Genomic DNA, 20569 nt, shown 5'->3' with positions numbered 1-20569 from the left:
TTATTCGCTGGTAAGCACCACCTTATAGCGGTCCAACATGCTTACCCGGTTGATGAACGCACAAAATTCATCATACTGGTCCGCCGGGTATGTGCCGCCATGCAGCACCAGCTGCCGCCGATAGGAAAGTGTACGGCCTACCTGCTCCAAGACTGCCTCATAATGACCGAACGGGCTTTCTAGCTCGGCATTCCAGGGTCCGCCTACCATTACATAACCCGGTGCCAGCATAAAGGTAAGGTGGTCTTCATCAGTATATCCCCGATTGATGTATACCGGAAGCTGTCTGTCCTTTACCGTGGCTATGCTCGACTGCCGGTTGAAAAGGTTAGGTATCAGAAAGGTCTGTCCACCGTTTTCAGGCGCATAGCGCGGCAACGTTACATCGAGGGTTTCCACCAGCGCCGGCACTTCGCCGGCCGGCTTCTGGTAATCAATATTTCCAAACCCAATATGGTCAATATCATAAGCAGCCTTCAGCATCTTTATCTGCTTCGCACCGCTGCTTTCGGCAATTTCAAGATGGTTATCGTACTGCCCACCAGAAAACACGGTTTGCATATGGCCGGCCACGGTGCCGTCATCAGCGAGCTGTAGCTCGGCATGGCGTTCCTGGTTGGCCACCGCCGCTGTATACCCCGGTGTGTTAAGCAGTTTTCCACCTTCGGGCGTGCAAGCCCATACCGTGCGGTCGTCCGTGAACGACCCCAAGAAGCCGAACGGCAGCCGCTGGCTCGTGCATTCCAGCCAAACCGTATCTTGCTCAAATGGCACACATAGGATCACGTGGTTTCCTTGATCCATACTGGCAAAGGCAGCGCTGATGTCGCGTTTCGCATTGCCCGCCTCTACCACACAGTAATAGGAAGGGATATCTACCACCGCCAGCAGCGCCCGCATATAGTTCACCAGCCCCTTGCAATCGCCATAACCAAGCCGGTCTACTGCCGACGCCGCTACTGGCTTGAAACCGCCGATACCGATCTGCACACTCACGTACCGGGTTTTACGTTGCATGTACCCGTAAAGTGCAGCAGCTTTTTCCTTGTCGCTGGCCAATCCGCTAACCAGCGCTTTCACCTCCGCAACCGTTTGTAGGGGAAGTTCCATCCCCTCCGAAAGCAGGGCCCCAAACATCCATTTACCCAACTCCTCCCAATTGGTATACTGTCCCTTATGTTTATAGTAATTGAATACTACGGGGGCAATTCTCACCGTCGTCTTATAGATTTCCGGATCGGGGCTGTAAGGCTCGTACCGTCTGGCCGGAAGGTTGCCTACGGTCCATGTTAAGGCACTTCGGCCCTCATCCACGTGGCGCACGGGGTCTCCGGTATAATTGATAGCACTTATCCGCACTTTATCCCCTTCCGCACAGATAAATGTATACTGGCTATGCTGCACGGCGACATCCCAATGCGCCTCGGGCCGCCACGCAGGAATAATCAGGTTTTGTTTACGCTCCACTTCGTAACTGTACGCAACAGTATATGGGTAACCCGCCATTGCCGGAAGGAAATGTTTCACCCGACTATCTTCATATAACGAAAAATTGCTCACCGCGCTCTCATCCCTGCAATCCCGCTTCGTAAACTTACGCAATTGGCTACCCCCTTCATCATACACGGCACCCGAAATCTGTTTAATCGACGTAGCTTTGTCGTAATAGACCACCAGCCTTGCCCGTTCGTCGCCAGCGGGATTAAAAACGGTGATGGCCCGGTTTACGCGATAGCGCACTTTGGTCGGCGAATGCATGTCGACCACAATCTCTTCATGGCGCACCACGGCGTCGGCACGGCTTTTTAACGCAGCGGGAATATGTGCTACTGCGTATTCCGACTGGGCCGCTACACGTAGCAAGCCACCCAGCCCCATCAATACGATCAGCAATCCAGCTTTCATTGCACTCCTTTCCTACGCAGTACCACATCAATTTTTTCCTGCTGGATAATCCGGCTAAAGAATTCCTTCAATGCGAAGTAACTTTCCGGCGGATAAGTAGCGTGGTTCAATGCCAACAGTTGCGAAAAAGTCAGTATATGACCCGACAACGCAGTTTTCGTAAGGTAACGCCCGCCCCCGTTTTCCAATACCATATTATAATCATCGGGCTTGGAGACCATCTCGTATGCTTCCGGCAATTCAATGGTTACCAACACCCGTTGCTCACTGGTGGTCCCCATGTCTACGGGATACGTGCGCTCGTCCAGGTTGAATGGATTATTGGTTATCCGATTGATGAAAAATGGATTTAAAAACAGCTCTTTTCCGCCCAAAGTATCGTATAATTTCACCGTGATATCGTACCGTTCAACGAATGGTCGTTCCAAATCAGTATCGCCGATAATTTCGCCCGCCACGATCTGGAAACCGGTAAGCTTTTCATCGCGTTGCTCTATATATTCTTCTGAAGTGTTGTAATTGGCCAGTTCCTTCCGTTTGCGCCATGCGGCATAGCCATAACTTCTGGTGGTCAGCTCGCCCCGCAATACGCCATCATCACCCAATTTGGCCCCCAGTATATATTGGGTGGTAGACTTCTGGGACGATTCCGGAACAATCCAGTACGAAGGCTCCTTCAAGTTGACGACACGCGCTTTCCCATTGATGCAGTGCAACGGCAGCAACCCAAATGGCAGTAACGGATCAGACGCATCCAACAGGTAGTATGTATCGCCGATATTGACTTTAGCGACCACATAGTTGAAATCGCTAAGCACGGGATGCACATCGTTCACCATGCCGTTGTCTCGCGTGGAGAGAATAACTGCTTCGCCATCCAGCCCCGCGGCACGTAACCCTGCCACTAAGGCAAGGTTGATATCACCAATATTGCCCGAACCCCGCCCCAACGCATTGTTCACCCCCGTTTCCGTATATTTTCCCAAGTATCGGTTCCACTTGATGTGCCGCTGAATATAGCCATAGATCGCCTTGGCCTTACCCAGGTCGTCCATGGTATCCGCAAGGATCGTAGGAAGGATGGTCTTAAATGCGTTGTCGCGTTTCATCTGGCGACCAAAGTCGGCATGGGTCAGCAACTCCCGGTCTACATCTTTCCATTCTTTGGTGATCTTGATATTAGCGCCGTTGAGTCGATACATATCCGATAGTTCGAAATAAATAGCTGACTTAAAATTACTTGGGGCCGTCATATAATCTTCCGATACAAATGCTGGAATATCCTCCATTCCGTAGGTCATGTGCGAGCAATCGATATTTCGGCCGGCAATGCGAAAGGCACCCCGATTTAGCTTCGCATCCTTTTTATCGAGCGCGTAGGGTCCCCGTAACGTGACGTTATACGTATATAAGCCCGGGATAATGGCTTCAAACAAACTGTTGACTTTCGGTATATCATCCTGCAGTTGCCACGTATGGAAATTAAAAATACGTGGTGACCGCAATTGATAGCTGTATTCGATAATGCTGCCGTCTTGCAGGTTGGGGAAGGTAAATTTGGTGTGGGTGAGGTACTTGTTGATCTCTTCAGTAAACAGTTGGCTTTTGTCTAGTGGCACGGTTACCAACCGGCCATTTTCCTCGTTGATGGTTACTGCTTTTACTTCGGAGATGACATCCGCCCGCTCCCCACTCTCATCCCGGTGGGCAGGTATAACAACCGTTGCATGCCGATAACCATCACTATTGAACACCTTGATGCGCACATGGTAGTCCACAACCAATAGCGTATACCCCCTTGTATCATCAAAAACCATATAGGCTTTACCGTACTCGTTTAGCACGGCAGCGTTCGAGAAACTATCCAAGTCGTTTTTGGCCAGTTTTCGGTCGGCCGCTGTGGGCGAGCCAAACGCAAAATCTTGGCTATATGTATAGCCGCTCAAAAACACCGAAAAAGCAACGGCTAAACAGGTTTTTATCATCACTGAGGCAATATATTATCGGATTAACACAATTCGGATATAAATCGGATATTGTGGCTAAAGTTATCAGTTTTTTTGGTAGGTTTGCACATTATTTAAAAATCTTATCATATTTGCCGGATGGGCTTATTTAACTGGTTTACACAAGAAGTTGCTATTGATTTGGGTACGGCAAACACCCTCATTATCCATAATGACAAAGTGGTGGTGGACGAGCCATCGATTGTGGCGTTTGATCGTACCACCAACAAAGTGATTGCGATAGGCCGCCAAGCCATGCAAATGGAGGGGAAGACGCACGACAACATCCGGACAGTAAGGCCTTTGAAAGATGGTGTGATTGCCGATTTCAATGCGGCCGAACACATGATCCGCGGCATGATAAAGATGGTCAACAACGGCAAGGGTTGGTTCTTCCCGTCGCTGCGGATGGTCATCTGTATCCCTTCGGGCATTACCGAAGTGGAAAAACGGGCGGTACGCGACTCGGCGGAAATCGCGGGCGCCAAAGAAGTATACTTGGTACACGAGCCCATGGCAGCCGCCGTGGGTATCGGCATTGACGTCGAGGAGCCTATGGGAAACATGGTGATCGATATCGGTGGCGGCACTACGGAAATTGCAGTCATCGCCTTATCCGGTATCGTGTGCGACCAGTCGATACGGGTAGCCGGAGACAATTTCGATTCCGATATCGTCCAGTACATCCGCAGGCAGCACAACATCATGATCGGTGACCGGACAGCGGAAAAAATAAAAATCGAGGTGGGTTCTGCCCTTCCGGAGCTGCAGGAACCACCAGCCGACTTTGCCGTACAAGGCCGCGACCTAATGACAGGCGTACCCAAGCAGATTACCGTATCTTACACCGAAATAGCCCATTGCCTGGACAAATCCATCTCCAAAATCGAAGAGGCAATCCTGAAGGCATTGGAAATCACTCCCCCGGAGCTTTCCGCAGACATATACCAAACGGGCATTTACCTCACGGGGGGTGGCGCACTGCTGCGTGGACTGGATAAACGGATCCAAGCCAAAACCAAGCTTCCCGTCCATGTCGCCGAAGACCCCCTGCGGGCCGTCGTGCGCGGAACCGGCATCGCGTTGAAAAACATTGGTACGTTTAAGTTTTTGATGCAGTAATTCGCTTTTATGCGATAGGCTTCACGCCGGAAGCAATACGCTTTAAGCACGAAGCCACGGGCATAACGGATTTAGGCATATAAGCATCTTGCATAACATGTAAAGCACAACAGGTATGAAGAACCTTTGGCTCATTCTTACTAAATACAATGCCTTCTTCTTTTTTGTGCTGTTCTTTACATTTGCGGTATACCTCGTCATCCAAAACAACTCGTTCCAACGTGCGTCCGCCATCAATTCATCCAACGAGTTCATCGGGTCGGCTTATGCGCGCATCAACGCTTGGCAAAGCTACCTCCACCTTCGGGAACTCAACGTGCAACTGGCTGAAGAAAATGCGAGTTTACGGGAACAACTGCAGCTCCTTACCGCACCGGACAGTGTGGTGAGCGGTGCGGTTACGGATAGTGCCGGGAATATACAATACCGCTACGTGGTAGCCAAGGTGACCAACAATAGTATCCATCAAAAAAACAACTACATCACGTTGGATAAAGGCCGCAAGCACGGCATTGAAAAGGGCATGGGGGTGATTACGTCCAATGGCATTGTAGGTATCGTGCTGAATGTTTCGGCACATTTTTCTACCGTGCAATCCCTGCTCCACAGTGAAACACGCGTAAGTGCGGCACTGGAAGACAGTGGCGCATTCGGATCATTGATGTGGGGCGACAATTACAACGCCCAGCTGGGCCTTTTAAAAGACATCCCAAACCATGTGAAGGTACGGGAAGGCGAGCAGGTGTTTACATCTGGATTTTCACTGTTTCCCCCGGGGATATTGGTGGGCCAGGTAGCGCAGACAGGAGCTTCCGGAGGGGACAGTTTCCTCGATATCCACATCAAGTTCAGCACGCAGTTCCACAACCTGCGGCAGGTATATGTTGTGGTGGATATGCTGGCCGACGAAAAAGAAACCTTAGAATCCCAAAGCGAAAACGATGGCTAAGATATTTTCATACAATATCGCCCGTTTTTTCGTGCTCGTGGCATTGCAGGTATTCCTATTCAAAAACATGGGATATTATAACCTGGCCACTCCCTTCCCCTATGTGCTCTTTGTTTTACTGCTGCCCGTGGGCATACCCAACTTTATCCTTTATTGCCTTGCTTTCCTTACCGGCATTATCGTCGATGGGTTTTACGACACCCTTGGCGTCAACGCTGCCGCGTGCACGGCCTTGGCGTGGGGGCGCATTCTCTTTATACGGGTAACGCTACAAAGCGACCAGCACGAAAACTACATGACACCCCTCGTCGGAACGGTACCTTTCAGGTGGTACTTCCTCTACGTGTTTGTGCTCACCCTATTCCACCATTCGGTATTGTTCATGTTGGAAACGTTCACCTTCCATCAATTCCAATACACCTTCACCCGTATCTTATTAAGTTGTATATTTACCGTCGTTATCATTTTATTGTTCAGTCTGCTTTTTTACCGGAAAAAACAGCGTTAAAACATAGCAGCCGCCAAGGCATATCCACATAAATGAACGCATTTTTTGAGCGAAAATACATTATACAGGGTATATTCATCGCCGTGGCCATCATTATCGCGTCGCGGCTGTTCTACCTGCAATTGATAGACGATAGCTACCTCTTATCGGCAAACAACAATGTATTACGTAAAATGGTCATTTACCCGGCTCGCGGCGTTATCCTCGATCGCAATGGGCAGGTCCTTGTCCAAAATGAACCCGTTTACGACCTCTTGGTAACCCCACGCGAGGTCAACGACCTCGATACCGCATTATTGTGCGAGCTGGTAGGCATAGACCGGGCAGGTTTCGAAAGACGGATGAAAACCGCCCGCGACTACTCCCCATACAAAGCATCCCAGTTTGAGAAACAGATACCCGCTACCGCCTATGCCAAATTGCAGGAGCACCTGTATAAATTCCGCGGATTTTATGTGCAGAATCGGACGGTACGCAATTATCCCGATAGCATTGCAGCCCAGTTCCTGGGTTACATACAGGAAGTCAATGATCGCGATATCGAGCGCTCAAGCGGCTTTTACCGGCCTGGGGATTACATCGGGGCAAGTGGGGTTGAGCGGGCATACGAAGAACTCCTCAGGGGGCAGCGCGGTGTGAAAAATGTCATGGTCGACGCCTTTAACCGGCCCCAAGGTTCGTTTTCCGATGGCAAATACGACACGCTCGCCGTAGCCGGCGATGGCTTGGTGTCGTCGTTGGATAAAGACTTGCAAATCCTCGCCGAGAAATTGATGCACAACAAGATCGGCAGTGTGGTGGCCATCGAGCCCTCCACCGGCGAAATCCTGACGTTCGTGAGCAGCCCAAGTTACGACCCCAACATGATGGTTGGCCGGGAACGGGGCAACAACTACATGAAATTGCTGTACGACCCCTACAAACCGATGTTTATCCGCCCCATCCAGGCCCAATACCCCCCCGGCTCGGTGTTCAAGGTGGTCAGCGCCCTCACTGCACAACAAGCCGGCATTATCGAAGCCAGTACCGTTTTCAACTGCCCGGGCGGATACCGTTATGGGGGCGGCCGGGCCATCATGCGCTGTACGCACGTGGATGGCTCCATCCCGTTGGTTACAGCCATCCAACGTTCATGCAACACATACTTTGGCTATACCTATGCCCGCATGATCGACCAGCGCAACTTGCCTTCTACCGAGGCGTATACCCTGTGGCGCGATGCGACCATGAAATTCGGCATCGGGCAACCGCTAGGAATTGACTTACCGGGCGAGCAGAACGGCCTGTTGCCTACGGCCGACTATTACACCAAACGGTACGGCAACGCCCGGTGGGGATCGGGTTATAACATATCGCTTTCCATTGGTCAGGGCGAAATGGGCATCACTCCCCTGCAGATGGCCAACATCATGGCCATCGTAGCCAACCGCGGCTTTTATTACCGGCCACACCTCATCAAAGCCATCGGCGAAAAGAAAATCGTCAAGCCCGAGTATACCGAAAAGATATCCGCAGGGGTGGATGCGAAATATTATGAGCCCGTGGTGGAAGGGTTGAGCAGGGCCGTCAACGTGCAGGGCGGAACAGGATATTCTGTACGGATTGCCGATATCGAGATGTGTGGGAAAACAGGTACTGCACAAAACCCGCATGGAGCGGACCACGCCGTGTTCTTTGCGTTCGCCCCGCGCGACAACCCCAAAATCGCCATTGCGGTGGTCGTCGAAAACGCGGGGTATGGCGGTGTATGGGCGGGACCAATCGCCAGCATGCTGGTGGAGCAGTACCTGAAAGATACCATCACGCTACCCAAACACATCCAGGATCGGATCTACAATGCCGACCTGCTGCCCAAGGTGGAGTCTGCAAAACCAACCGAATCTGTCAGCGTAGCTCCCAAGCGACCTGCCGCGCCCCGGAAAGACCCCGACGCGGATACCATATTCGTTCACCATAGCCTATTAGCCCGCAGGTATGAATAATCCACATCGAAATAGGTTCTTTGGTGGCGAAGTCGATTGGTTCACCGTATTGCTATGGCTCCTGCTCTGCATCATCGGGTGGTTTAACATCCATGCGGCCGTCTTTGACCCCGAGCATCCTGGATTGTTCAGTATGGAAACGAATTACGGCAAACAGTCCATCTATATCTTTTCAGCGATGCTGCTTGCGGTTGTCATCCTCATTGTAGATGCCAAGTTTTACAGCTCCTTCTCTCCCATCTTATACGCCATTACCATTCTGTTACTGATTACGGTGCTCATTGTGGGGCGCAATGTAGGCGGCAACCAGGCGTGGATCCCCATCGGCAGTTTCAGGCTACAGCCCTCCGAATTTGCCAAGCTAGCCACTTGTTTGTTGCTAGCCCGGTTTCTGAGTGCCCACAGCACAAAAAGCCCCAACCTTAAAACGCTGGTTGCCGGTGCGGCCATCATCGCTTTACCTGTTGTGTTGGTTTTACTCCAGCCGGATACGGGGTCGGCACTCGCCTTTTTTGCGCTGGTCTTTGTATTCTACAGGGAGGGATATATTTCTGGGCCATGGATGCTTTTCGGTGCGCTTGCCATTATGCTATTCGTACTCACCCTTGCATTCAATCAATGGGCAGTTATTGCAGGTGTTGCCTTGGTCGTTGGACTCGCCATTTACTATTTTCGGAAGAAACGGAAAATCATTACCAGTTTGGTTGCCCTCTTTGTCATTGCTACTGCCTATGTGCTTTGTGTAGAGTTTGTCTATGAAAACATATTGCAATCGCACCAGCGCAACCGTATCGATGTGTTATTGGGCAAAATCGACGATCCCCGTGGCGAGGGCTATAACCTCAACCAGTCCATGATTGCTATCGGTTCCGGTCAGTTCTGGGGGAAGGGCTACTTGCAAGGCACGCAAACCAAGTACAATTTCGTGCCCGAGCAAAGCACGGACTTCATCTTCTGCACCGTTGGTGAAGAGTGGGGGTTCGTGGGGTCGATGGTTGTCATCGGTATCTATCTTACACTGCTGCTACGCATCGTGAATATTGCCGAGCGCCAACGCACCCCCTTTGCCCGTATCTACGCCTACGGCGTGGCGAGCATCCTGTTTTTCCACTTTGCCATCAATATCGGCATGACCATCGGTATCGTCCCCATCATCGGCATCCCTTTACCGTTTATTAGCTATGGCGGCTCCTCCTTATGGAGTTTCACCATCCTGCTCTTCATCATGTTGAAATTCGATGCGAATAAAAAGGGAATCGCTTAAAAAAAGGAAAGATGATGCATTGACATCGGAACAATAAAAAAGCAACGTACGGAAAAGTGAAAAGAAGAAATACCAAATGCGCGGCCCTGCATGGGGTGCAGGGCGCTACGCAAATGGCTGCACACATGAATGACCACAAATTTAGGAGATTTTTAACAAACTCCTAATTTTTTTGTAATTTTTTTATTTTTATTTTCAGTACGCTACAAATCTTCCTGCTCGTCTACGGGTACACTACGAATAAAGTCGTCATAATAAGGGTTATCCTGATTAGAATATGTACCGTAAGCGTTCACCAAAAAGCCGTGCTGACCATCGTGGGAGTGAATCGCGTAGACCACAGACATATCAGCCGGGTCCGATTCGCCCTCAAATCGGTAAACCTTTACAATGGTAAGTTGACTGGGAGGGTATAATCGTCCACCATCTTCAAAACGGGCGCCATCCGCGGTGATGAGGAGTTCCCTACCGTAACCTTTTTCTTCCAGCCGCTCGATTACACGGGATAACGGCGTCATGGGTTTGGGCATTTCCATAGCATTTCTTTTACTGGATACAACAATGGAAAGACGAGAATGTTTATTGGAAATTCCTCCCCTTATGGAACACCCCTGCTGCGTCTACCCCTTCGGGTGTAGCCAAGCCACGCAGCCAACCATTCAAGTTGGTGCAGTGATTCACAATCACATGGATGACCTCTCCTTCGATCTGCAGCTTGCCAGTGACCAGCAGCAGCCGGGACTGCAGGATTTCACGGCGGTACTTCTCAAACATGAGGCCCCACACCACGAGGTTGGCAAAGCCGGTTTCGTCCTCAATGGTAACGAACAGCACCCCTTTGGCCGTACCGGGCCGCTGCCGCACGGTAATCATCCCGCATACCTTCACAAACATCCCATCTTTCATGGCGGACAACCTGCCTGTGGGCGTAACGCGTAGCAGATCGAGTTTTTCGCGCAGGAAACTTACGGGATGTGCTTTGACCGACAACCCTGTGCTGGCATAATCCTGTACCACATGCTCACCCGCTGTCATCAGCGGCAACGCAATCTGCCCCTCTTTAGTACATTCCGACGGTTGGCCGGCAAACAGGGCAATGGGTCTATCCTTCAATGCCGAAACCATCCACAGGGCTTGCCTGCGGTCAAACCCCATCGAACGGAACGCATCCGCATCGGCCAGCCGCTCCATGGCTGCCAGTGAAACGCCGGCATCGACCAAGGCCGGGAGTGCTGTATACCCATCCCCACGGCCATTAACCAATCGCTCGCTGTCTTCTTCGGACAGTCCTTTCACCTGCCGGAAGCCGAGGCGCAGGGCGTGGTGTTCCACGCCGAATTCACCTTCGAGCGTGTGGTCCCACCCGGAATGGTTTACGTCTACGGGGCGCACCGCAATGCCATGCTTGCGGGCATCGATGATGATCTGTGCAGGCTGGTAAAAACCCATGGGCTGGCTATTGAGCAGGGATGCGGCGAATATATCCGGATAAAAGCATTTGAGCCACGAAGATATGTAGACCAACAGGGCAAAGGAAGCGGCGTGGCTTTCGGGAAAACCATAGCTACCGAAACCTTCCAGCTGCTTGAATACGCGGTTGGCGAACTCTTCCGTATACCCCTTCTTCACCATGCCGGTTACCATCTTTTCATGGAAGGCTGAAACCTGCCCCTTGGCCTTGAAAGTGGCCATGCTACGCCGGAGTTCATCGGCTTGGGCAGCCGTAAACTCCGCGGCGACGATGGCAATTTCCATGGCCTGCTCCTGGAACAACGGCACGCCGAGTGTTTTTTCGAGGATTTCCCGGATTTCCTCCGAAGGGTAATCTACCGGTTCCTCGTTGTTGCGCCGCCGCAGGTAGGGATGCACCATGTCGCCCTGTATTGGCCCGGGCCGTACGATGGCCACCTCGATGACCAGGTCGTAAAAATCGCGGGGCTTCAGCCGTGGCAGCATGGACATCTGCGCGCGGCTCTCGATCTGGAATACGCCAAGCGTATCGGCACGGCAAATCATCTCGTACACCTCCGATTCTTTCTGGGGGACATTGGCCAACGTGAGGTCACGGCCGTAATGTTGTTTAGCCAGATCGAATGCCTTGCGGATGCAGGTGAGCATGCCGAGACCCAGCACATCGACCTTCAGGAACCCAAGGGCTTCGAGGTCATCCTTGTTCCATTCAAGATTCGTGCGGTCTTCCATCCGGGCATTGATGATGGGGCATAGCTCATCCAGCCGGCCCTGGGTGATGACAAAACCGCCGGTATGCTGCCCCAGTTGGCGCGGGAAGCCGCTGTATTGGTCGATGAGCTGCAGCACTTTCCGCAGGTGCGGGTCGCGGGGATTGAACCCCTGTTCGGCCAGTAACTGTTCATCGATGTAATTGTCCCAATGGCTGCTGACCGTGCCGGCGAGCCGCCCCACGGCATCCAACGATAGCCCCATCGCTTTACCCACATCGCGCGCGGCACCCCGCGCATGCACATGCGTTACCGTAGCCACGATGGCTGCCCGGTCGCGGGTATACTTTTCGTAGATGTATTGGATGACCTCCTCCCGCCGCTCGTGCTCGAAATCCACGTCGATATCGGGCGGTTCGTCGCGGGCATCAGACATAAACCGGGCAAACAACAACCGGATCTCAGCTGGATTGACCGACGTGATTTCCAAACAATAGCACACCGTGGAGTTGGCGGCAGACCCCCGCCCCTGGCAAAGGATGCCGCGCGAACGCGCGAAACGCACATAGTCGTGTACCGTCAGGAAATAGGAAGCGTAGTTTTTCTTGGCGATGAAGGCCAGTTCCATCGTGATGGATTCCCGCACATTATCCGGGATACCCTGGGGGTAACGCCTTCCAGCACCCTCCCACGTCAGCCGGGTGAGCTCCTCCTGTGGCGTACGTCCCTGGGGCACCAGTTCCTCCGGGTAGACATACTGCAGTTCCTTCAGCGAAAAACGGCAGGCATCGGCAATGGCTGCCGCGTTCCGGATGGCTTCGGGGTACTGCCGGAACAGGCGCTCCATCTCGTCGGGAGGTTTTAGGTAGCGTTCTGCATTGGGGTGCAGGCGATAGCCCGCGGTCTGGATAGTACATTTCTCCCGGATGCAGGTCAGCACGTCCTGCAATTCCCGCCGTTCCGGCACGTGGTAATGCACATCGTTGAGGGCCACCATGGGCATATCCAGCGCTGTGCACAATTGGTGGATACGGAACAGCTTCTTGGCATCGTCGCCCGTATAGGTGCGCACGGCACCGAGGCAGAACGTGCTGCCCAATGCCTCGCGGTATGTCGTCATGTGCCGCACAAAATCCGGCTCCAGCTCAAATGCGGCGGTCAGGTTATCGGGTGGCACAGCGATGAAATACATACCCTCGCGCTGTTCAAAAACATCGGCTTTGAACAGGCGGCATTGCCCCTTCTCAGCCCTGCGGTTGCCTTTGGTAAGCAGCCGGGAGAGCCGCCCGTAGGCTTCGCGGTTGGTCGGATAAGCCAGCAGGCTGGGGCCATCCATGAGGTCGAGGCGGCAGCCCGGAATGAGGCGTATGCCGTGCTTTTCGGCCGCCACATGCGCCCGAACGATGCCCGCGAAGCTGTTGCGATCCGTAACGGCCACGGCGCGGCAACCCAATGCCGCAGCCCGCTCCACCAGTTCATCGGGATGCGAAGCCCCGCGGAGGAAACTGAAGTTCGTCGTTACCTGCAATTCTACATATACCATACACGCTCCTTGCTAAGCAAAAAATCCGTGCAGAAACCATTGCCGGGAGCTATCATCATCATAATGCCCCGCGCGGAAAAGCCAGTACCGCCTTCCCTGATCATCTTCCACACAGTAATAGTCGCGGTGTTCACCGGGATCCATCCACCATTCGCGCTCGATGCGCTCCGGCCCGTCGGCCCGCTTGATGGGGTGTGCCGTGCCCCTGTAGCGGAACAGCATGGGCGGATAATCCGGTATCGGTGCCGTTACTTCGATGGATTCGGGTTGGGGCAATAGCCGTGTGGGCCGCGGCCTGTCGCTTTTCCAGCCGGTGGACGGCAGTTCCACGATGGAGGAAGCCTCGCGGAACGACCGCTCGGGCCAGTGATGTTCGTCGGGCAGGTAGCGGTAGATCGCCCGTATCCCGGCGCGGCCTTTCAGCCGGTCGATAAGCTCGGGCAGCGCCGGGTCTTCCAGTCCCGCGGTACTGCTCCACAGCGCTTCCTGCACCGGGTCGGCATCCTCAACGCCCGATGCTTCGAGTACAAACAACTCGATGCCCAGGGCAGGCTCGATCTGGGGCACTTTCAACGCAAACAGTTTTATCAGGTGCGGTATGCTGGCCGTGGCGCGGCTGGTGGTAATCCCCACCTGCACCACCTTACCGTCTATGCGGTGGCCCATAAGACTCGCCGCCCGCAGGCCCTTGCCCTCGCCGGCAAGCCGCTTGCATAGGGATTCCAGCAATCGCTGTATCGCGATTTCCACCCCTGCTGCCGTGCGGATGGGCTCAAGGCAGGGCAGGCGCTCCACGTAGGGCGGTATGGGCCTAAGCGGCACGATTGGCTCCTCCTCCCGGCCTAGCGCCTGCCGCAGGCGCCGGGGCAAATCTTCGCCGAAACGCCGCCGCAGTACAGACGGCGGCATGTGCATAAAGCTGTCGATGGTACGTAGCCCCAGCTTGTGCAACTTCGCCGTCACCTCCGGCTCCAGCCGGAGTGCTGCGGGGGGCAGGGCCATGAGTGTATTGGCCTCCTCTCCGCTGCGCACGATGGGCGTTTCCCTGCCAAAGCGGGCTACCGCCCAGGCTGCACCTATGGTGCCAGCAATGGCCATCCGCACATGGAAACCCCGCGATCGTAGCCTGCCCACGATGTCTTTGAGGTACCTGCGCTCGCCGCCCCACAGGTGGGCACAACCGCTGATATCGAGAATCAGGCCATCAGGTGGTTGCACCGCCACGATGGGCGTATATCGGATGCACCACAGGCCGAGCACATGCAGTAGCCTGGCAGCCAACCCCGGCCGTTCGTCGGCAACCTCCAATACAGGCAGAAACGCCATGGCATCGGCCACCACCATCCCACGAGCAACTCCCTGCGTTTCGGCCACGGCATTCGCCTCGGTGATAACCATGCGGCCGTGCACCGGTGCCGCCAAGGCAAAAGGTACCGCGCGCAAATCAGGCCTACGGACGGCGTGCCTGTCTGTAGTGAGGTAGCGGAACCAAATCGATGCGAAACGCTTTTCCATGTCAACTGATTTTCTTCATCCGGCTGGGTGCGGTCTTGCGCAGGGGCCATCCAATGGGTACGAAGCGCCCTTCAGCCCACCCCAACTGCCAGCAGCCGGGGTTGCCGTTGCGGACTTTAAGCAACTCCACCTCCCACCGGGGGAACCCCACTCCCGGCAGTCCGGCTTCCGGTAGGCTGGGCAACGGTGCGATGCGCCAGCGGGCGGCACAGGCCGTGGCACCAACGATACGGGGGCTGCTACGCAGCATCAGCCCGGTTACCCGGCTTTTCTCCACGGCCAACTGCAACCGGCGCGACTGGGCAAAGTCCATGTCCTGCAATTCGGCTACCACGGCCGACAGGCCATTGCATTTTAGGGCTTCCTCGGCAGCCCACAGCACATCCAGCTCCCGTGCTACCTCTACGAAAACGACGCGATCTGGCTGTACGCCGAATGTGCTCAAGGAAGGTGGGAAAAGTATCCTTGAGGTGCTGATCCAGAGGCAAACCCCAGCATCGCCCATGAGCTCGGCCAATAGCCCGCCCATGAAGCCACTGGTGGCCGCACTTTCTTCCCAGCACCTGCAGATGAACTCATGAACACCGAAGGGCGGGAAAGCGGCATGGGGAAAGGCCTCCTCCACCGGACCAAGACCGATCCGCCGAGCCCCACCACCATCGGGCGGGGTAAATCCCTGCATGCGCAGGATATCCTGCTTCAGTCGATTTATTGTTTCACGTGTGTTTTCACTTGCCGCTGCCATGTCCTGATCAATAGGACATCAAAGCTAATACTAATAATATTAGCAGTCAAGTTTTATTAAAAGATTCCGCAGTGGCCCGATAGCGGTGAGCTTACATTTCATTTCATGCTGCCCGTTTCCCGGTAGCGTACATGCCAGGCGAACGCCTCTTCGAGGATGTGCGGCGTATGTCCGCCCCGCTGTTCAGCGGCACGGTCGAAATACGACTGTAATGCCTCGCGGTAATCGGGATGCACACAGTTGCTGATAATAACCTGTGCACGTTCCCGTGGGGCTAGCCCGCGCAAATCGGCCAATCCTACGTCGGTAACCAGGATATCCACATCGTGTTCGGTATGGTCTACATGCGACACCATGGGCAAGACATGCGAGATGGAATTATCCTTGGATGCGGCCTGGGTCACAAAAATACTCAAGTAAGCATTCCGTGCGAAATCTCCCGAGCCACCGATACCGTTCATGATGTTGGTACCCCCGATGTGGGTGGAGTTCACATTCCCATAGATGTCGAATTCGATGGCCGTATTGATGGCGATCACGCCCAGGCGGCGTATCAAACCGGGTGTATTGCTGATGTTCTGGGGGCGCAGCACCACCCGGTCTTTATATTTCTGCAGGTTGCTGAACACCTTTTCGTAGCATGCCGGCGATACGGTAATCGATGAAGCCGAAGCAAAGCTCATCTTCCCGCTGTCGAGCAGATCGAAGGTACTGTCCTGCAACACTTCTGAAAACATCCGCAAATCGTAGAAATTGCTATCCTTAAAACCCGATAGCACCGCATTGGCTACTTTGCCGATCCCCGCTTGTATGGGAAGCAGCCGGTCGGTGAGGTGCCCCTTTTTCACCTCGGTTTCAAAAAACCGGAGCAGGTGCCGGGCAATGGCCATCGTCTTTCCATCTGGCGGGGAAATATCCGCCGGACTGTCCTGGATATCAGTGAATACAATAGCTGCGATCTTATTGATATCGAGAGGTATGGAACGCCTGCCGATACGATTCTCGGGAGCAACGATGGGGATGACATTGCGATGTGGGTAATTCTCGGGTTGGAAAATATCGTGTAGCCCATAAATGGATTCCGGCACCTTGGTATTGATCTCGACGATGACCTTCTTCGCGAGTGCGGCGAAGGTAACCGAATTACCTACCGATGTGGTGGGCACGATGCTGCCATCCCGCTCGATAAGCGCGGCCTCGATCACCGCAATATCCACAGATGGCAGGCACCGGTTGTGCAGCAGCTCCGCACTTTCACTGAGGTGTTGATCGATAAACAGCACTTCACCGTTATTGATGGCTTGCCGCAGCACCCGGTCTACCTGGAAAGGCATCCGTTTGGCGAGCGCTCCCGAACGGGTAAGCTTGGCATCGGTATCGTGCCCCAATGAAGCACCCGTCATTAGCGTTATTTTGATGTCTTCGCGCTCGGCTCGCTTAGCCAATGCATCGAGTACCACTTTGCTATCCCCGGCCTTGGTAAACCCGCTGGCTCCTACCACCATACCGTTCTCGAAAAGCTTTGCAGCTTCCTCGGCAGTGGTGACCTTATCCATTAATGTTTCTGCTTTTATCCGTCCGTATGGCATTGCGCTGCGCTAGTTTAAATAGGTAAACAAACTAATTCGACTTTTTCCGACGGCAAACTTAACCAAAGTTGCCTATTTATGTAAATGACAACCGTTCGAAAAAAAAGTGACCGATATGATTCGCTGATTTCATAATGGTTTCGCTGATTTATTAGTATCTTCAGCGCGTCTAACAAATTGTTATTTATTAGAGTATATGAAACCATCATGATTTATTCAGTCACATAGAGGAATGAATAAATCTGATAGCTTCATCACGATTAAAAAACAAATTATACACAGATGAAAAAGATGCTTATAATCGCTGCTGCCCTGGCAACAGCGGTGAGTGCCTGTAAAGATGCAGAACCAGAATGGATACAGCTTTTCAACGGCAAGGACCTCAACGATTGGACCGTGAAAATCGCCAAACACGAAGTTGGTGAAAACTATGCCAATACGTTCCGTGTGGAGGATGGCCTCATGAAAGTCCGCTACGATGGTTATACCGATTTCGATTTCCAATACGGGCATATCCACTATAATACACCGTATTCGGCCTACCTCCTCCGTGTAGAATACCGTTTTACGGGCGAGCAGGCACCGGGTGGCGAAGGTTGGGCTTGGCGCAACAGCGGGGCTATGCTCCACGGGCAAGACCCGCAGACCATGCTGAAAGACCAGGATTTTCCCATCTCTATCGAAGGGCAGCTCCTCGGGGGCGACGGCACCAACGAGCGGACGACGAGCAACCTGTGCACACCGGGTACGAATGTACTGATGGAAAAGGACGGTGAGTTGTTTACCCCACACTGTATCAACTCAGCGTCCAAGACCTACCATGGCGACCAGTGGGTAACTGCCGAATTCCTGGTGTTGGCCGACTCCGTGGTGCACCACATCATCGAGGGCGACACGGTGCTGACCTACTACAAGCCTCAGATCGGCGGCGGCAATGTGTCTAATTACGACCCCGAGGTAAAGCAGGATGGGAAGGTGCTGAAAAGCGGCTATATTTCCCTGCAGAGCGAAAGCCATCCGATTGACTTCCGTAAAGTGGAGCTGCTCGACCTGGAACCCTATCTGCACGAGCCGTCAAAATTACAGCAAGTGCTTGAAGCCGCTCGGAAATAAGTGGCAGGGAGCAACGGATGCCGACGAAAAAAGCCGTCTCGTTTGAAACGAGACGGCTTTTCGCTTATTGTATCTGTAGTATTTATTATGACAAGCTGTTCACGAGTTTGGTCAGCTTCGATTTGTTGTTGGAAGCTTTGTTCTTGTGGATAACATTTTTCTTGGCCAAACGGTCCAGCATGGACGCTACGCGTGGCAACAGCGCCTTTGCTTCTGTTGCATCAGTGGTGTTACGCAATTTCTTGATTGCATTACGGGTAGTCTTCGCTTGGTAACGGTTCCTCAAACGCTTCGCAGCGCTGGAACGGATTCTTTTAAGTGATGATTTATGATTTGCCATTTATATGAGCTAAATTTTCCTATCAATTTTCAGTCGGCAAAGTTACTACCTTCTTTTTAATATTCAAAACAAACTTAGATAAAGTATTGATGTTTTAATCTTTTTTTTAGACATCAATGAAATCGCCGCACTAAGTTTGTTTTTATTCAATTATGCGCCGTTATGGATTTCTCCGGCTGCCGCTGAGCGACAATATAGCGGAAATACCACAAAATTTGAAATGCTGACTTTCCTTATCTTTGCCCCACACAGCGCTATTCAAGGATAAATATTTGAGATGGCCCAACAAAAGACAAATCATATGCATATAAAAAAGCTATCCATGGATCAGTTGAAACGCCCGTCTGTCGAAGCGTTCAAAAAGCAAGCGAAGTTGCCGGTCACGTTGGTGCTCGATAATGTCCGCAGCATGCACAACGTCGGTTCCGCATTCCGTACTGCGGATGCTTTTGCTTTGGAGCAAATCGTGTTATGCGGCATCACCGGCACCCCGCCCCACCGCGAAATCGAAAAAACTGCGCTCGGCGCTACCCAGTCCGTGGCATGGCAGCACGTCACTGACACCGTACAGGCCATCCAGCAACTCCGGGGCGAAGGATACCGTATCGTGGCTGTTGAGCAGGCAGCCGGCAGCCGCGCACTCCACCAGTTTTCGCCGACCCCAACCGAAAAGTATGCACTGGTATTCGGCAACGAAGTGCACGGCGTGTCGGACGAAGTGATGGCTATGGCAAACAGTTGCGTTGAAATCCCCCAATCAGGCACCAAGCATTCCCTCAACATCGCGGTGTCTATTGGTATTGTGCTGTGGGAGTTTTATGCAAAGCTCCTGCTCGATGCCTAGAACGGCAGTTTTCCTAGCTTGCATATCAACGCAATTTTAGCTAAGTTTGCGGTGCAAAAAACCAGAACAATGAGCGTATTAGTAAATAAGGATTCCAAAGTAATCGTACAGGGTTTCACGGGCAATGAGGGCACTTACCATGCTTCTCAGATGATCGAATATGGCACGAATGTGGTTGGCGGTGTCACTCCGGGCAAGGGTGGCCAAATGCACCTCGAACGCCCGGTATTCAACACCGTTTCGGAAGCCGTTGAAAAAACCGGCGCCAATGTATCGATTATTTTCGTGCCGCCGGCATTTGCCGCCGATGCCATCATGGAAGCTGCTGCTGCAGGTATCGGCGTCATCGTCTGCATCACCGAAGGCATCCCTACCAAAGATATGATCCAGGTAAAATCGTACCTGAGCGACAAAGATTCGAGGCTTATCGGGCCGAACTGCCCCGGCATCATCACTGCCGACGAAGCGAAAATCGGCATCATGCCGGGCTTCATCTTCAAAAAGGGCTCGGTGGGCGTGGTGTCCAAGTCGGGCACGCTTACCTATGAGGCCGTAGACCAAGCGGTGAAAGCCGGACTGGGCATTACTACAGCCATCGGTATCGGTGGCGACCCCATCATCGGCACCACCACCAAAGAAGCTGTGGAGCTGCTGATGAACGACCCGGAAACGGAAGGCATCATCGTGATCGGTGAAATCGGCGGTGGCATGGAAGCCGAAGCCGCGCGGTGGATCAAAGAAAACGGCACCAAACCGGTGGTCGGGTTCATTGCAGGCCAAACAGCGCCTCCGGGGCGCCGCATGGGCCACGCCGGTGCCATCGTAGGGGGTGCGGATGATACTGCCGCCGCCAAGATGGCAATCATGCGCGAGTGTGGTATCCGCGTGGTTGAATCGCCTGCCGAAATCGGCAAGGCCATGGCCGAAGAGCTCGGTGTGAGTGCCTAACGGTGCTGCATTACGA

General features: G+C 53.2%; 16 protein-coding genes. 8 read left to right on the top strand and 8 right to left on the bottom strand.

The features are described 5' to 3' along the window. Positions 1-1905 (bottom strand): DUF3857 domain-containing transglutaminase family protein, encoded by a 1905-nt coding sequence (locus VNQ80_RS13250; RefSeq protein WP_325639356.1) that lies wholly within the window; start codon positions 1903-1905, stop codon positions 1-3. Continuing rightward, positions 1902-3890 (bottom strand): transglutaminase domain-containing protein, encoded by a 1989-nt coding sequence (locus VNQ80_RS13245; protein WP_325639587.1) that lies wholly within the window; start codon positions 3888-3890, stop codon positions 1902-1904. The genes VNQ80_RS13250 and VNQ80_RS13245 overlap by 4 nt, the downstream gene beginning before the upstream one ends. A 120-nt stretch (positions 3891-4010) precedes the next feature. On the opposite strand from VNQ80_RS13245, the gene VNQ80_RS13240 reads away from it, so the two are divergent. The 5 genes from VNQ80_RS13240 (at position 4011) to rodA (ending at position 9736) form a co-directional block, all read left to right on the top strand. Then, positions 4011-5033 carry a rod shape-determining protein gene (locus VNQ80_RS13240; RefSeq protein ID WP_262247102.1) on the top strand — a complete coding sequence of 341 codons (1023 nt, stop codon included), beginning with the start codon at positions 4011-4013 and terminating at the stop codon, positions 5031-5033. Positions 5034-5148: 115 nt separating this feature from the next. Further along, positions 5149-5982, top strand: a complete 834-nt coding sequence (gene mreC, locus VNQ80_RS13235; protein ID WP_325639352.1) for a rod shape-determining protein MreC — start codon at positions 5149-5151, stop codon at positions 5980-5982. Further along, a complete protein-coding gene (locus VNQ80_RS13230; RefSeq protein WP_325639350.1) occupies positions 5975-6490 on the top strand; it encodes a rod shape-determining protein MreD in 516 nt (171 codons plus the stop codon). Before mreC ends, VNQ80_RS13230 begins: the two co-directional genes overlap by 8 nt. 32 nt (positions 6491-6522) lie before the next feature. Then, positions 6523-8472: a penicillin-binding protein 2 gene (gene mrdA / locus VNQ80_RS13225; protein WP_325639348.1), complete on the top strand. Its 1950-nt coding sequence runs from the start codon at positions 6523-6525 to the stop codon at positions 8470-8472. Beyond that, positions 8465-9736 (top strand): rod shape-determining protein RodA, encoded by a 1272-nt coding sequence (rodA, locus tag VNQ80_RS13220; protein WP_325639346.1) that lies wholly within the window; start codon positions 8465-8467, stop codon positions 9734-9736. Before mrdA ends, rodA begins: the two co-directional genes overlap by 8 nt. 203 nt (positions 9737-9939) lie before the next feature. Here rodA and VNQ80_RS13215 read toward each other — a convergent pair whose 3' ends face one another. From VNQ80_RS13215 to VNQ80_RS13195, 5 genes are all read right to left on the bottom strand, one after another. Further along, positions 9940-10272, bottom strand: coding sequence for a hypothetical protein (locus tag VNQ80_RS13215; protein ID WP_325639343.1), 333 nt, complete (start codon positions 10270-10272; stop codon positions 9940-9942). Between the two features lie 43 nt (positions 10273-10315). Continuing rightward, the gene (locus tag VNQ80_RS13210; RefSeq protein ID WP_325639341.1) at positions 10316-13459 is read right to left on the bottom strand and encodes an error-prone DNA polymerase; all 3144 of its coding nucleotides are present in this window, start codon (positions 13457-13459) and stop codon (positions 10316-10318) included. Positions 13460-13471: 12 nt separating this feature from the next. Further along, positions 13472-14974 (bottom strand): DNA polymerase Y family protein, encoded by a 1503-nt coding sequence (locus VNQ80_RS13205; protein ID WP_325639339.1) that lies wholly within the window; start codon positions 14972-14974, stop codon positions 13472-13474. A 1-nt stretch (position 14975) separates the two neighbouring features. Next, positions 14976-15719 (bottom strand): Error-prone repair protein ImuA, encoded by a 744-nt coding sequence (locus VNQ80_RS13200; RefSeq protein WP_325639337.1) that lies wholly within the window; start codon positions 15717-15719, stop codon positions 14976-14978. Between the two features lie 98 nt (positions 15720-15817). Further along, the gene (locus tag VNQ80_RS13195; RefSeq protein ID WP_325639335.1) at positions 15818-17275 is read right to left on the bottom strand and encodes a succinate CoA transferase; all 1458 of its coding nucleotides are present in this window, start codon (positions 17273-17275) and stop codon (positions 15818-15820) included. Between the two features lie 315 nt (positions 17276-17590). Here VNQ80_RS13195 and VNQ80_RS13190 point away from each other — a divergent pair, with 315 nt between their 5' ends. After that, complete coding sequence (locus VNQ80_RS13190; RefSeq protein WP_325639333.1) at positions 17591-18421, top strand: DUF1080 domain-containing protein; 831 nt, start codon at positions 17591-17593, stop codon at positions 18419-18421. An 85-nt stretch (positions 18422-18506) separates the two neighbouring features. On the opposite strand, the gene rpsT is transcribed toward VNQ80_RS13190, so the two are convergent. After that, the gene (rpsT, locus tag VNQ80_RS13185; protein WP_325639331.1) at positions 18507-18761 is read right to left on the bottom strand and encodes a 30S ribosomal protein S20; all 255 of its coding nucleotides are present in this window, start codon (positions 18759-18761) and stop codon (positions 18507-18509) included. A 307-nt stretch (positions 18762-19068) separates the two neighbouring features. On the opposite strand from rpsT, the gene VNQ80_RS13180 reads away from it, so the two are divergent. Further along, positions 19069-19605 carry an RNA methyltransferase gene (locus VNQ80_RS13180; RefSeq protein ID WP_325639585.1) on the top strand — a complete coding sequence of 179 codons (537 nt, stop codon included), beginning with the start codon at positions 19069-19071 and terminating at the stop codon, positions 19603-19605. A gap of 69 nt (positions 19606-19674) precedes the next feature. After that, a complete protein-coding gene (gene sucD, locus VNQ80_RS13175; protein WP_325639329.1) occupies positions 19675-20553 on the top strand; it encodes a succinate--CoA ligase subunit alpha in 879 nt (292 codons plus the stop codon). The last annotated feature ends 16 nt before the right edge of the window (positions 20554-20569 follow it).

Origin of the sequence: Parapedobacter sp., assembly GCF_035556095.1 — a bacterium.
Taxonomy (GTDB): domain Bacteria; phylum Bacteroidota; class Bacteroidia; order Sphingobacteriales; family Sphingobacteriaceae; genus Parapedobacter.
Note: the sequence above shows the minus strand (reverse complement) of the source record. Positions and strands in the feature narration are given on the sequence as shown.